This is a genomic window from Microbulbifer mangrovi (assembly GCF_002009015.1).
Taxonomy (GTDB): Bacteria; Pseudomonadota; Gammaproteobacteria; order Pseudomonadales; family Cellvibrionaceae; genus Microbulbifer; species Microbulbifer mangrovi.
In genome coordinates this window covers 1-14,480 of the sequence record NZ_LZDE01000317.1, presented here as the reverse complement: position 1 = coordinate 14,480, position 14,480 = coordinate 1, and the positions used below count along the sequence as shown (strand labels likewise).

Genomic DNA, 14,480 nt, shown 5'->3' with positions numbered 1-14,480 from the left:
CATCTCCAGACTTATCTGAAACAACACACTTAAAAGATTCCAAAGATCAAGAGAGGACTTCAAATGAAAAAGAACCTACTGTCTGCGGCAGTGAAAGGCGCATTGGGCCTTACCGCTGTTGCGATTCTGGTTCCCTCCATGCCGGCTTTTGCACAAGAAGGTGCCGACGCTGTAGAAGAGGTTGTAGTTACAGGCTCTCGTATCCAGCGTGACGCAAATGAAACCAGTGTAAGCCCGGTAACTTCTGTAAACGCTGAAGACTTGAAAGCCACCGGTATGGTCCGCGTTGAAGACCTGATCAACGACCTGCCGCAAGTTGCTGCGACCCAGACCGCCGGTCAGGCGAACGGCTCCACCGGTACCGCAACCGTTTCACTGCGTGGCCTCGGCTCCCAGCGTACCCTGGTGCTGATCGACGGTCGTCGTATGCCTGCTGGTTCTCCGCTGGCGGGCGGCTCTGGCGCTGACCTTAACCAGATCCCGGGTGCCCTGGTAGAGCGCGTTGAAGTTCTGACTGGTGGCTCTTCCGCTACCTACGGTTCTGACGCGATTGCCGGCGTTGTCAACTTCATCATGATGGACGACTTCGAAGGCGTTCGTTTCGACAGCCAGACCAGCGTCTACCAGCACAATAACGACAACGGTGCTATGCAGGACCTGGTTAAATCCAGAGGCTTTGACGTAGCTGACGGCAGCGTGACCGACGGCGAAACCAATGATTTCTCCATGATCATGGGTGCCAACCTGGATGGTGGCCGCGGTAACGTGACCGCTTATGCCAACTACCGCAAAATTGACCCGGTACTGCAGGCAGACCGCGACTACTCCGGTTGTGCACTGGGCGGCAGCCCCGACAACTTCTCCTGCGGTGGTTCCTCCACTGTACCCTGGGGTCGCTTCACCGACTTCGGCGTAAACTCCGGCGATACTACTGAAAGCTTTGACTACAGCGTAGACGGCACTGGCTTCACCGATTTCAGCCGCCTGTACAACTACGGCCCGCTGAACTACTTCCAGCGTCCGGACGAGCGCTGGACCATGGGTGCTTTCGGTCACTACGACATCAACGAAAACGCCACTGCCTACGCGCAGCTGATGTACGCTGACGACCGCACCGTTGCCCAGATCGCGCCTTCCGGTGCTTTCTTCGTAACCAACGACCTGTTCTGTGGTAACCCCTTCCTGTCCGACGAACAGTATGACGCCATCTGTGGTGTTTACGGTCTGGGTAAAGACCAGTTCGTAAGCGACCTGGTTGTAACTAACACCGACGCAACCACCGGCGAAGTTACCACTAACCCGGGTGCTATCTACATCGGCCGTCGTAACGTAGAGGGCGGTCCCCGTCAGGACGATATGCGTCACACCACTTTCCGCGGTGTGTTCGGTATTCGCGGTGACATCAACGAAAACTGGTCTTACGACGTATACGGTCAGTACTCAGAAGTTAGCCTTGAGCAAACTTACCTGAACGACCTGTCTTCCAGCCGTATCGGACGTGCACTCGACGTGCGTTCTGATGCCGATGGCAACCCGGTATGTCAGTCTGTCCTCGACGGCTCTGATCCTAACTGTGTGCCCTGGAACATCTTCCAGGAAGGCGGCGTAACTCAAGAAGCGATCGATTACCTGGTTCTGCCGCTGTTTGCCCGCGGTACTACCGATCAGGAAATCGTTTCCGGTTACGTAACTGGCGACCTGACCGACTACGGCGTGAAGCTGCCGACTGCTGACAGCGGCGTAGCGATTGTTGCTGGTCTGGAAAGCCGTCGTGAATCCCTGAACTACTCTCCGGACTCTGGCTTCCAGAACGGTGAAGGTGCAGGCCAGGGCGGCCCGACCCTGCCGGTTGACGGCAAGCTGTCCGTGAAAGAAGTGTTCTCCGAAGCGAGCATTCCGCTGGTTAGCGGCAAGCCCGGTATGGAGTACCTCGGCCTGGAACTGGCTTACCGCTACTCCGACTACTCCACCGACGAGCAGACCAACACCTACAAAGTGGCTGCTGACTGGCAACCGATGAACGACCTGCGCGTTCGCGCGAGCTTCCAGTCCGCTACCCGTCACGCCAACATTCGTGAGCTGTACCGTGCACAGTCCATCGGCCTGTTCGACATGACTTACGATCCCTGTGGCTCCCGCACCGATGCCGACGGCAACGTTGTAGGCCCGACCGCTACTCTGGCAGAGTGTCAGAACTCCGGCATCACTGCCGCTACCTACGGTGGCGCCATTGACTCCCCGGCCGGTCAGTACAACTACATCGGCGGCGGTAACCCGGATCTGGCTCCGGAAGAATCCGAGACCGTATCTTTCGGTTTCGTTTACACCCCGGAAATGATCTCCGGCCTGAGCATGAGTGTTGACTACTTCAACATTCAGGTCACCGAAGCGATCGCTGGTATTAGCCCGGAAACCATCCTGAACAAGTGTCTCGAGACTGGCGACGCTCTGTTCTGTGACTCCATCAACCGTGGTGGCAACGGCAACCTGTGGATCGGCAGCGCTGCCATTTCCGCAACCGACGTTAACATCGGCTTCTTCGAAACCGAAGGTGTCGACATCAACGCCAACTACGGCTTTGAAGTGGGCGAGTTCGGCGGCGTTGACATGAACCTGATCGCTACCTACCTCACCAAGTGGGATCAGCAAGAGTTCGTCGGCCAGCCGGTTGAAGACTGTGTAGGCGTTTGGAACGGTTCCTGTGGTACTCCCACTCCGGAATTCGTAAGCACTCTGCGCGCTACCTGGTCCACTCCCTGGAGCGTAAATGTGACCGGTGCATGGCGTCACATTGGTGCTGTTGACGACCTCGGAGCCAACGGTGCAGATTTCGATGCATTCAACTACTTCGATCTGTCCGGTTCCTGGGCTGCTAGCGACAACGTCACTATCCGCAGCGGTATCAACAATGTCTTCGACAAAGAGCCGCCGCTGACTTCTGACGCTGGCCCCAGCATCTACGGTAACGGCAACACCTTCCCGGGCATCTACGACGCTCTGGGCCGGTACGCCTTCCTGGGTATTACCGCGGACTTCTAATTCTTTGAATTAGAGCCCTGGTAATCAGGAAAAAGAAAAGGCGCGGTGGTTTCCACCGCGCCTTTTTTATTTACCGACACAAACGAAATAAAGCACTTGTGCAAAGTGGCTCAAGAACCTATAAGGTGGCTAAACCTGCAGAAATTGACCCAAAGCCGAAAGCTGGCTTCGATAGTTCTGATATCGTTTGACCGAGCCGGTATGCATTCCCTTCCTTACCTGCCAAACGCTCGCCGTCTTGACGTAATTCTTACGCTCCTGAAAGTTAAGGCAGCCAGACTCCCAGTTGAGGCCAAGGAAATTCAGTAGCCTGCGCGTTTCCTTTTCCGGGTCCACTACCAACGTCTCATACTCAACTTCACAGATACTTTGCGGGAACAAACATTGCCAGTGGCGCATTAGCCGCTCTTGCTGTACAAAATAGTGACCAATCGCCTCGAGATCGGTTGAATAGTTCATCCCCCCGCCAAGCTGCTGAAAATAGATCGACAAGCAATTGTCCAATAACCCTCGCCGGGTCCAGATAAACCGGGCACTCGGTAACGCCCGCTTGATGAGACCAACATGTAGAAAATTATCCGGCCGCTTATCCGTCACAATAGATTTCGGATCGAATCTCCGGGATAGGAAATCCCTATAATCTGCACCAGCCCTCTCAAAGAACTCAGCGTCCAACTGACCCAGACTCTCCGGATAGCCTCCACCAAGCTCATGAATCAGACGCGGAAAGAAATCCAGCTCTCCGCCAGAGGTGATTGCTGAGTGGCCACTGAGCACTTGCTCTACAAGCGTCGATCCCGAGCGAAACATGCCACAAATAAAGACTGGGTCCGCTCCGGCAATACTGCTTCCAGAGTCTGATGTTTCTGGGGAAAATGCCTGTATCAGTTTATCAACCAATCTAGACTGCGCGCCTTTACTGTATGGCTTGAACCTGGATTTACCTAAATTATTCGCTTTGGCAAAATTGGTGAATGCTTGCCCATACTCACCGCAACCATCCAGCAGCTTTCCAAGCGCGAAACCTAGCTCTTCCTGATCGGCTCGGGACAACCCGTTTTTCGCCAACAAAGACGAAATTTTCTCAATTAAGGGGTCACTTGAACTATCCACGGTGGAAAGATGGGCCAATCGGCTGAGCGCCAATACATTTTCGCTGTCAATCGCCAGCACCTTGCTGTATTGCTCTAACGCAGAATCCCTGTCACCGGACTCCTCCGACAGTGCCGCCAGGTTCAAGAGCGCAGGTAAATAGTCTTGGCGGATTTGCAGCGCTTTCTCATAGCTCGCGCGCGCCTCCGGCTCACGGCGCAACTCGGATAAAATCACGCCGATATTGGTATAAACCTCCTCCTTCCCTGACACGCCCATATCCAACGCTTTCTGATACCAACTCAACGCCTCTTCCAGCTTTCCCACCTGCTTCAGCAGATAGGCAAAGTTGTAAACCGTATTCGGCCGATCCGTTACCTGCTCCAGAAACTTTCGGTAGCCGAGAATCGCTTTATCATCGTCGCCACAGGATTGCGCGTACTGGGCCAACTGAAGCCACCACTCTGGCTCACCAGAAAAGTGTCGCGCCATTTCTTCCAGGCATGAAACGGCTTGCGCGGCATTCTCTTGCCGCACATAAAAATGGAAAAGCTCTCGATAAACCAACTCTTCAGTACCAGCGGCCGACAATAGCGCTCGGTATATCTGTTCAGCTTCAGTAAATCGCCTGTTCTCGGCGAGCGCTCTCGCTTCCTGAAGGCGTTTCAGTATATTTGGAGGGATATTCATAACCTTATCAACCGCTCACCAGAAAACGTCTATCCACCTGAGTTCAGCCAAACGCAAAAAGGCACCCAGGTTCAGCAAACTGAAACCGAGGTGCCTTTTAGGAATGCAAAAACAGACTGAATATAACGATAACGCAGTAAATTAATAATTCGTTGGTTTACTGCGAGTATCTTCATCCAGCATTTTTCTGGTTTCGTAAGCCATACGATCCCACTCTTCCTGAGTCATGCAGGTTTTTTGCTTGAAACGAGACCCGGTAATCGCTCGTACTTTACAAATTTTTTCTTCTTTCGCAGTCGCCAAGCTGTTAGTCGCTGAATCGCCCTGCGCCGCTGCTTCAGGCGCCTTCTCTCCACCACCAGAGGCACATCCGGCCAACAGGGCCACACCCAGCCCAACACAATGAATCATTTTCAGTTTCATGCCAATATCCTGTTCATAATCAAAGTCCTTTCGCCTGCCTCCGAGACAGGGAATTACATGTTACCTCCGCTGGCATGGCATATCCAGATTGCGGCCCGTCGCGGTTATTTACACACGACCGAAGGAAATATTGAAATTATTTAAGCGACCTTTTCTGCAACTAAAGACCAGGCCAATGGATACGCCTGACCCGCCCCTTCCAGCGCTTCCGCCTCGAGTAAATCAAATCCGGAATTAGCCAAGTCCACCGTCAACGTTTCAAAGCTTTGCGCACTGAGTGCAGCCCTACACATGGAATTCATTCTTTCCATGTAACGGTCCAATTCCGTGACCGTCTGTTGCAGCCACCCAACGACTTCCTCGCGGTTAAACCTTGGCAAATTCGAGTGTATATGGTTTACGTCCATATATAGCTGCCGAATCACACCGCCTGCTACATGCCGACCATATTGCGCCATAATTCGCTCCATATCGCGAAAGGCCGGAATTAGATTACGAGAGGTCTCCTCATAGGCAGCTCGCGCGCCTCCCTCAAGCACATCAAATGCATGGGGAAACATTTCAATAGCACCTTCCACAAAGCCGTTTTCGCGTACTTCACGAAGGGCGGCGTAATTGTCGGCGCACTCTCTGTAAATGGCGCCATCCCGATGGTGTAGCAGCAACCCAGCCCTGCCCCCAGGGCCGACAATATCCAACAGCGCCCGGACAGCCTCGATTCCCGCGTATTCAACACCGAACTGGCTCGTGACAATCTCTGCGCTGTGCTCAGCCAGTGGCAGTGCTGCACCGTCTGCCACAATACCAGACACCGCCGGCCAGCGAGCGACAACCGCGTTCACCGCGTCAGGGGAGAGGTCAACGCACACGGGATAACAGCGCGCTTCGTCCACCACCGAATACAAGTGTCCGAAAACGGCGCCACTACCACTGGCAATGTCAATGATTCGCGGGCAACCAGATGCATTTTTTGCACCAACCCGCGCATCCCTGAAAAATCTATGCCAGAATTGCTCAATGGCCGGATGGTCTGTCCCACCAAGTTCACAGACGTTTTTATCTTTGGCCTGCTGCCAGTAAGACTGCCAGCTTGAGGCTGTGCTCACACTCATGTTGCCGAATCTCTTTGCGTCAACTTCTGAACACCGCCGCTGCAAATGGCACGATCTTCAGAATTTCTGAAGGTAGTCATGTAGAGACGAACACCGCCAGCAACTCCACAATCACTCAGCTATACGATAAACATGGATACCCTTACCGCTTTTCTGACCCTGCTCTTCGTCATGGACCCCCTGGGCAACATTCCAGTATTCCTTGCCGCCCTTAAGAATGTGCCCCCCAAACGCCAGCTATACGTGATCATGCGCGAACTCATCTTCGCTCTGATCGTATTGCTGGTATTCCTCTATGGCGGCCGCTTCGTGCTTGCGTGGCTCGGTCTGTCACAGGAAGCCATCCGTATTGCCGGGGCAATCATCCTGTTCCTGATTGCCATCCGTATGGTGTTTCCCATTGAAGGCGGCATCATGGGAGAACGATTAGAAGGAGAGCCTTTCTTTGTGCCGCTGGCGGTTCCCCTGGTAGCCGGCCCCTCCACCATGGCCATTTTGATGCTGATGACCAATAGCGAGGGCGAGCAGCTGTGGAACTGGACACTGGCACTACTCGGGGCCTGGGGCGTTTCTGCGGTAATACTGCTGGCTTCTTCCCCACTTGCCCGCCTGCTGGGTAACCGGGGACTGATTGCGGTAGAGCGCCTGATGGGAATGGTTCTGGTAATGCTCGCAGTGCAGCTGTTTCTGGATGGCATCAAGCAGAGCCTGAGTTAACTTCTTATAAAGAGTGGCCTGTGTACGGGCGATATCTGAATCGGATTTTCGCCCGCCGCAGGCTTAGTGACGTTTCTAAAGGCAATAGCCTCCAATCTTTTTCTTATTTTATTTTTAACTGGACAAAACCTGGTCACACAAAACATTTTTTTGGGATACAAAGGCTCCCCAGATTAAAACTCCAAAACCTTTTCACAATGGCAAAAATCGATCAAATAGCACACAGCCTCACACCCTGATCAATTTTTGAACCAACTCTCAAAGTTAAATATTAGTTACACACATCCTATTCGGTGGCTTAATGCCGTTAATATTTTGCATTAAAACAAATATATAACGGATATATACACTTCTTTACGCTTACTATTTAACCGCTTCGATTATTAATAAAACAAAATATCCAATTTAATAAAGATCCCGCAATGTCAGGTTAGTTCCACAAATTACCAGCATCCTATAAAGTCAGCCCGCACTCGAATTACAACAAACCTATAAAAGTGCCTCTAAAGACATAAAGGATGCATTTATGATCAAGACCAAGTTGAGTATCGCTATCGCAGCTTTCGGCACCATCGCCGCTACCGGTGTTTCCGCTCAGGAAGCCGTACCCGGCCCGACCGTCGAAGAAGTGATCGTTACTGGCTCCCGTATTGCACGTGACCCGCTTTCCACCACCGGCCCGATCACCATCGTAGACTCCGATGCGATCAGCCGTTCAGGTGTAGGCACCATCGACGAACTGCTGAACCAGCTGCCGTCCATGGGTACTACCGGTATCAACGCCAACGACAACAACGGTGGCCAAGGCCTGTCGTTTGTTGACCTGCGTAACCTGGGCTCTGCACGCACCCTGGTACTGGTTAACGGCCGTCGCTTCGTATCTTCCGCTTCCGGCGTTAGCTCTGCGGTAGACATGAACAACATTCCGGTAGACATGATCGACCGTATCGAAGTTCTGACCGACGGTGCTTCTGCGGTATACGGCTCTGATGCTGTAGCAGGCGTAATCAACGTGGTCATGAAGGATTCCTTCGACGGCGTTCGCATTAATGCTCGCGCAGGTGCTACCGACGCAGGTGGCGGCGAGAATGGCGACCTGTCTATCACCTTCGGTAGCGAAGGCGAGCGCGGCAGCTTTATTGCCAACATTACCCACGCGCAGCGCGACGAAATCACCTACGAAGATCGCGACTGGGCTGGTCTGACCAGCTCCATGGGCCCGAACGGTAATATCTTCACCAACTACGGCAGCTTCAGCATCGGTGAAGACGGCGTGACTCTGGGCGATTACGCCGGTTACGACATCGGTCAGCACATGTGGCTGTCCGGCGCTATGGAGCGTACTTCCGCTACCGCTTCTGGCAAATTCTCCATCACCGACAGCGTTGAGCTGTGGGGTGAAGTCAGCTACACCAACAAAACCAGTAACCAGCAGCTGGCTGCACAGCCGCTGTACGCGGGTAACGGTTTTACTCTGAATCCGGAAACGCACCTGCCTGAAGCGATCAAGTCTCAGCTGCAGGACGCGTGGCAACAAGCTGACGACGCTTACCAGATCGAGCTGGCGGCATACAATGCTGCAGTTACCGAATGGGAAGCACAGGGTAGCCCCGAAGGCCTGGAGCCGACTGCTCCGGTTGCTTCTCACGGCACCGATTGGCTGGACGGTTTCTCCGACTTCCGTATCCGTCCGGTATCTGGTGGTACTCGTGAGTACGAGCAGACCACTGACACCTACCGTGTTGCTACCGGCCTGAATGGCGATTTCGCCAATGGTTGGAGCTGGGATACCTTCGCAAGCTACGGCAAAAACGAAGGCGAAAACGTTACCCTGAACTCTTACAACAAAACCAAGTTGGAAGAGATCTTCAGCGGCGAAGCGGGTCTGGACTACAACTTCGCGGGCGGTATGAGCCCGGAAATCATGGACTACTTCCGCTACGACGACTTCGAAGACAACTCCTATGAGCTGGTGAACGTCGGCGCATCCATTTCTGGCGACATCAATGCCATCGAATTCCAGGGCGGCGCTCTGGGCTTTGCTGCAGGTGTTGAGTACCGCGAAGAGTCCGGCGAGTTCAACCCGTCTCCGGAAACCCAGAGCGGTGCGACCTTCGGTAACCAGCAAGATGCGACTGGCGGTGAGTACGACGTAACCGAAGCATTTGCTGAATTCAACCTGCCGATCCTGCAGGGTGCACGCTTCGCAGAAGAGCTGACTGCTGACGTAGCTGTTCGCTACTCCGACTTCAGCACCTTCGGTGGCCAGAGCACCGGTAAAGTTGGCCTGGTTTACGCACCGGTTGAAGACGTGCGCTTCCGTACCAGCTACTCCACCTCTTTCCGTGCGCCGGGCATCTACGAGCTGTTCAGCGGTTCCGCACAGAGCTACGAGTACCTGATCGACCCGTGTGACACCAGCGCGGCAAACGAAGACGGCCAGGGCGCGAACTGCGGCATGGTTGGCGCTGGCTTCACTCAGGCAGGCAACCAGGTTCCGACCAATATTGGCGGTAACGAAGAGCTGACTCCGGAAGAAGCGACTACCTTCACCGCCGGTGTTGTGTGGACCCCGAGCTTTGTCGACGACCTGTCTATTACTCTGGACTACTACGACATCAGCGTTGAAGACGCGATCACCTCCCCGGACCTGCAGCGCATGCTGGACGACTGCTTCCGTGCAGGCGATCAGAGCGCATGTCAGTTCGTAACCCGTGGCGCTGGCGATCAGATCGTTGCGCTGGAAGGTGCGAAAATGAACATCGGTCAGATCGATACCCGCGGTGTTGACGTTGATATCGTACACAACCTGCACTTCGACGCTGGCCGTCTGGCCCTGCGTGCCCAGGCTTCCCGCCTGCTGGAGTACAACGAGTACAACGAGCAGTCCGGCACCGAGTCTGACTACCTCGAGTACGTTGGCACCACCAGCGGTCTGTACGTGAAGTGGCGCGGCCTGGCCAGCGCTACTTGGTACGGTAACGACTGGGATATGGGCGTCGACATGCAGTACTTCGACGATGGCTACAGCCCCTACCTGCCGGTTCAGTCCATGACTTACCTGAACCTGAAAGCAGGCTGGGACGTAAATGAGTCCCTGCGTCTGTCCACTGGTATCGATAACGTTTCCGACAAGGATCCGCACACTACCTCTGGCAGTGACTGGAACAGCTTCTACGACTTCCAGGGTCGTTACTTCTGGGCTGGTGCTTCTTACCAGTTCTAAGTTACCAACTAGAAGTTGCTGACTTTCAGTCAACGAAAAGGGGGATGCCAATGGCATCCCCCTTTTTTTGTGACCAACTCACGCAAACGCGCAATTTACTTACCATCTACCGGGTAAACTCGCCGGATCAGCAGAATACCTGCCGGGTAATTCTCCCGGTGTACGTAGAGGGGAACGGTCTCCTGCATCACCGGTCATTTCCATCAATTCCAGCTTTTTCATGTATACCCTTTGCGCGGAGGGGTTATCGGCCAGATGAAACGCCTGGAAGAAGTGCTCTTGAGAATCAACAAATTCACCCAGCTTATAGCTGGTAAGCCCCATCAAAAAATGAAACCGGTGATCGTCCTTATACTGCCAGATCGCCCGTTTGAGCTGCCGCTTGGCGCTCTTGTACTCACCGTGTTCGTAGGCATTGCGCGCTTTATAGTAGAGGTAATAGGGATTGCGCTCACGATGGAACCGGGCTTTCTCCGCGTAATAATCTGCCAGTTCAAACTGCTGTTGATTGCGGTAGAGCCGCTCCAGGTTGCTCATGGCAATGGTGTGGCGACTGTCCAGTTGCAGCGCCTGTAGATAACTCTGCTCGGCGGCCTCGAATTGCCCGTTGCGACTATAGAAGGCCCCGAGGTTAGCCCATAGGTCGCTGTTCCCGGGGCGCAATTCCAGCGCCTTGCGCAGGTAGCGGAATGCCTCGCGCATTTCTCCCTGCGCCATCCACTCCAGACCGCGGTTGCTGTAGTACTGGGCAAAGGCTTCGCCGTCGGTCAGTTCCCGCTGATCATAGACCGGATCGTAAGCGGCGAGATTGAAGTCTACGACACGGCGGCCGCGGTTGCTCTCACTCACCATGTTGATATGGCGATAGACGACAAAAGTCTGCTCTTCATCGTGGCCCCAAACCGGGGGTACCTCGACCTGGTTGAAGTAGGCCTCGGCGCCCAGCTCCCGCGCCATGGCCACCATCATCACGGTAAAGGCCATACAGTTACCCACTTCCTGCTTGTAGGTCTCGGCCGCGGTGAGGGTCTGGTCTGCCCGGTACTCGACAGTAAAGTCCCGCTGCTCGAAGCCCCTTAACAGCGCAGCCAGCCGCTGTTGCGGACGGGCATCCGGGGCGACATTTGCCAGGTATTCGCGCATCTCCGGAGCCAGCCCGAGGATATCGTCTTCGGGTAACTCGGAGGGGGACAGAGACTCACCGAAGATTGCGGAACCGGAGAGCAGCCAATGTGGATCGACTGCTGCCGGTTGCTCGGGGATGGTACTGGCGCAGCCACCGATCAGGGCAATGCAAGTGCCCACGGCCAATGATTTCCAGCCCACCGACAACTTCCGTGACCAATTAACCACTGCCAGTCCGGAATTTTGCGGGGTTTTCATCGTTATTCTCCCCATTTCATGTTTTGAATCTCTAATTTTCCACAATTCCTGTCGCGTAGGAATCCCTTTTGCAGGCTCATTTCCTGTTTCACCTGTAACCATTCGCCAGTTTTAATGACCACTGTTACACTCGAGAGGGTCACACTTAAAGCTATAACAAGTTAAAGCTATAACAATCGGAACAACTGATATGTCGTCACTACCGCAACAGAACAGCGATGGCTTCTTTGGCCATCCCAAGGGGCTCTCTACCCTCTTCTTCACCGAGATGTGGGAGCGCATGAGTTACTACGGTATGCGGGCACTGCTGGTCCTCTTTATGACCGCAAGCCTGCAACAGGAAGGCCTGGCCTTTACCGTAGCAGCTGCCACCGCCATTTACGGCCTCTACACCGGTGCGGTGTACTTCCTGGGCCTCCCCGGTGGCTGGATTGCAGACCGCCTGCTGGGCGGCCAGCGCACGGTCTGGTACGGCGGCATCATCATTATGTGTGGCCATATCGTGCTGGCCATCCCCAGTGATCACACCTTCTTTATCGGCCTGATCCTGGTAGCCACCGGTACCGGCCTGCTGAAGCCGAATATCAGTGCCCTGGTCGGCCACCTCTATGCAGAAGACGATGTGCGTCGCGACAGTGGCTACGCCCTGTATTACATGGGTATCAATATCGGCTCCGTACTGGGCTACATGATCTGTGGCTACTTCGGTGAGAAAGTTGGCTGGCACTGGGGCTTCGGCGCCGCTGCTGTGGGTATGGCGATCGGCCTGATCCAGTACCGCAAGACAATCGGCAACCTGGGCGATGCCAGCCTGAAGCCGGAGCACCCGATGACCTCCGAGGGCGCCAAAAAAGCCTGGGGCACCATCTGGGCTATCGTTGCCGGTGTTGTTGTGATTACCACACTCACCATGAGCGGCATCATCTCGTTTGATCCAGTAGCCGTGGCCAAATATGTAGCCATTGCCTTCACCATCATCTTTTTTGCCTACTACGCCTACATCTACTTCGGCGGCAACCTGAGCCAGACCGAGAAGCGTCGTATGTGGGCCCTGTTCCTGGTATGTGTGGCGTCTGCCTGCTTCTGGTCCGGCTTCGAACAGGCGGGCTCCTCCCTGAACCTGTTTGGCCGTGACTACACCGACCGCATGCTCGGCTCCTTCGAGATCCCGGCATCCTGGTTCCAGAATGTGAACCCGATGTTCATCATCATTCTGTCGCCGTTCTTCGCCGCCCTGTGGATCAACCTGGGCAAGCGCATGATCTCCCCGTCCTACGGCCTGAAATGCGCCATTGGCCTGATGATCATGGCGTCTGGCTTTATCGTAATGTTCTTCGCTGCCCAGCAAGCCGCAGCCGGCCTGAAAGTGGCGCCGATGTGGCTGGTAACCACTTACTTCCTGCACACCGTCGGTGAACTGTGCCTGAGCCCGGTTGCCCTGAGTGCGGTGAGCAAGCTGTCTCCGCGTCGCTTCGCCGGCCAGATGATGGGTGTGTTTGTACTCACCTACTCCATCGGCAACATCATTGCCGGTCTGCTGGCGGGCAACTTCGATCCGAACAACGTTTCCGAGCTGCCGAACCTGTACCTGCAGATTGCCATCTTCAGCATTGGTATCGGTGCAGTGATCGCCCTGATCAGCCTCAAGTCCAAGGCTTGGGAAGGCCAGGGTGAAGACCACATCGAACCGGTAGAGCCGGCCGAGGCACCTGCCAAGACCGTCTGACCCAGGTTAAAACCCTGAACTAAAAAGGCCGCTACGGGAAACCGCAGCGGCCTTTTTTATTGCTTCGATCACACCATCCAGCAAGGGCGTCAGCCGGCGAGCACGGTGTAGTTCAGCCAGATAAAACGTGCGCCGATAATAAACAGCAACCCGGCAAAGCAGTTCTTCAGCAGTTGCGGGGAAAGTTTGTGGGCCAGTAGCGCGCCGAAGCGCGCAAACCAGGTACTGGCCAGCACAATGCCAAGAAATGCCGGCCAGTAGATATAACCGCTGCTCCACGCCGGCAGCTGAGTGTTATTCCAACCCTGCACAGCAAAACTGAGCGCACCGGCAATGGCAATGGGCAGGCCACAGGCCGCGGAGGTCGCCACAGCCCGCTGCATGACCACATGACAGCGCGACAGGAAAGGCACGGTAAGTGAGCCCCCACCAATACCGAAGATCGCGGAGATCCAACCGATAATGCCACCGGCGATAGACAGTCCTACCCTACCCGGTACCTTTTCGCCGTCCGTGGGTAATTGCGATTTGCGCAATCCATCCAGCCACATCTTCAGAGCAATCCCCACGGCAAAAATGCCGATCAGCAGCTGTAACCAGGCACCGCTGAGCCAGTCCGCGGTAACGCCGCCAATCCAGGAACCGAGCAGAATGCCCGGGGCCATGGCAGCGACAATTTTCCAGTCCACGGCGCGTTTGCCGTGATGGGTGCGAATAGAGCTGATGGAGGTAATGATGATGGTGGCGAGGGAGGTGCCCACCGCCATATGGGTAAGGATGTCTGGCGCGATGCCCTGGGCGGTAAACACCAGCACCAGCGCCGGCACGATGATCAGGCCGCCGCCAACGCCGAACAGACCGGCAATGGTGCCCGCACCCATACCCACCAGTAGATAAATCAGAAGTACTTCCACAACGCCCCCTACAAATTTCAGGCAAAAAAAACGGTGGCATCTAGCCACCGCTCTTTACCCACCGCCCCGCTTTCAAAACTGGAGGTAGGTATTCGTTTGAAGTTCGAACTGAAGGTGTCAGCCGGTGAGGGGTTCCGGGACTGTCGAAAAGAGGGACC

9 protein-coding genes are annotated in these 14,480 nt (G+C 54.8%); 4 read left to right on the top strand and 5 right to left on the bottom strand.

Annotated features, from left to right (window positions below):
- Nucleotides 1-63: 63 nt before the first annotated feature.
- Nucleotides 64-3,039 carry a TonB-dependent receptor domain-containing protein gene (locus tag B4U49_RS11200; protein ID WP_078084684.1) on the top strand — a complete coding sequence of 992 codons (2,976 nt, stop codon included), beginning with the start codon at nt 64-66 and terminating at the stop codon, nt 3,037-3,039.
- Nucleotides 3,040-3,168: 129 nt separating this feature from the next.
- Here B4U49_RS11200 and B4U49_RS11195 read toward each other — a convergent pair whose 3' ends face one another.
- The 3 genes from B4U49_RS11195 to B4U49_RS11185 form a co-directional block, all read right to left on the bottom strand.
- Nucleotides 3,169-4,821, bottom strand: coding sequence for a tetratricopeptide repeat-containing sulfotransferase family protein (locus B4U49_RS11195; protein ID WP_078084683.1), 1,653 nt, complete (start codon nt 4,819-4,821; stop codon nt 3,169-3,171).
- 141 nt (nt 4,822-4,962) lie between these two features.
- Nucleotides 4,963-5,244: a hypothetical protein gene (locus B4U49_RS11190; RefSeq protein ID WP_078084682.1), complete on the bottom strand. Its 282-nt coding sequence runs from the start codon at nt 5,242-5,244 to the stop codon at nt 4,963-4,965.
- A gap of 140 nt (nt 5,245-5,384) precedes the next feature.
- Entirely contained in the window at nt 5,385-6,356 is a 972-nt protein-coding gene (locus B4U49_RS11185) for a class I SAM-dependent methyltransferase (protein ID WP_078084681.1), read from the bottom strand.
- A 132-nt stretch (nt 6,357-6,488) separates the two neighbouring features.
- Between B4U49_RS11185 and B4U49_RS11180 the strand changes: the two genes are divergently transcribed.
- Both B4U49_RS11180 and B4U49_RS11175 read left to right on the top strand, forming a co-directional pair.
- Nucleotides 6,489-7,073 carry a MarC family protein gene (locus B4U49_RS11180; protein ID WP_078084680.1) on the top strand — a complete coding sequence of 195 codons (585 nt, stop codon included), beginning with the start codon at nt 6,489-6,491 and terminating at the stop codon, nt 7,071-7,073.
- A gap of 526 nt (nt 7,074-7,599) precedes the next feature.
- Nucleotides 7,600-10,299 carry a TonB-dependent receptor plug domain-containing protein gene (locus B4U49_RS11175; RefSeq protein ID WP_078084679.1) on the top strand — a complete coding sequence of 900 codons (2,700 nt, stop codon included), beginning with the start codon at nt 7,600-7,602 and terminating at the stop codon, nt 10,297-10,299.
- A gap of 99 nt (nt 10,300-10,398) precedes the next feature.
- Here B4U49_RS11175 and B4U49_RS11170 read toward each other — a convergent pair whose 3' ends face one another.
- Entirely contained in the window at nt 10,399-11,604 is a 1,206-nt protein-coding gene (locus B4U49_RS11170) for a tetratricopeptide repeat protein (protein ID WP_239692591.1), read from the bottom strand.
- A 268-nt stretch (nt 11,605-11,872) separates the two neighbouring features.
- On the opposite strand from B4U49_RS11170, the gene B4U49_RS11165 reads away from it, so the two are divergent.
- Nucleotides 11,873-13,408, top strand: a complete 1,536-nt coding sequence (locus B4U49_RS11165; protein ID WP_078084677.1) for a peptide MFS transporter — start codon at nt 11,873-11,875, stop codon at nt 13,406-13,408.
- An 89-nt stretch (nt 13,409-13,497) separates the two neighbouring features.
- Here B4U49_RS11165 and B4U49_RS11160 read toward each other — a convergent pair whose 3' ends face one another.
- Nucleotides 13,498-14,322, bottom strand: coding sequence for a sulfite exporter TauE/SafE family protein (locus B4U49_RS11160; protein ID WP_143735630.1), 825 nt, complete (start codon nt 14,320-14,322; stop codon nt 13,498-13,500).
- Nucleotides 14,323-14,480: the final 158 nt, after the last annotated feature.

What these genes read in the sequence shown, in the direction of transcription:
- B4U49_RS11200 (WP_078084684.1), top strand. Translation starts at nt 64, where the DNA reads ATGAAAAAGAACCTACTGTCTGCGGCAGTGAAAGGCGCATTGGGCCTT.
- B4U49_RS11195 (WP_078084683.1), bottom strand. Translation starts at nt 4,821, where the DNA reads ATGAATATCCCTCCAAATATACTGAAACGCCTTCAGGAAGCGAGAGCG.
- B4U49_RS11190 (WP_078084682.1), bottom strand. Translation starts at nt 5,244, where the DNA reads ATGAAACTGAAAATGATTCATTGTGTTGGGCTGGGTGTGGCCCTGTTG.
- B4U49_RS11185 (WP_078084681.1), bottom strand. Translation starts at nt 6,356, where the DNA reads ATGAGTGTGAGCACAGCCTCAAGCTGGCAGTCTTACTGGCAGCAGGCC.
- B4U49_RS11180 (WP_078084680.1), top strand. Translation starts at nt 6,489, where the DNA reads ATGGATACCCTTACCGCTTTTCTGACCCTGCTCTTCGTCATGGACCCC.
- B4U49_RS11175 (WP_078084679.1), top strand. Translation starts at nt 7,600, where the DNA reads ATGATCAAGACCAAGTTGAGTATCGCTATCGCAGCTTTCGGCACCATC.
- B4U49_RS11165 (WP_078084677.1), top strand. Translation starts at nt 11,873, where the DNA reads ATGTCGTCACTACCGCAACAGAACAGCGATGGCTTCTTTGGCCATCCC.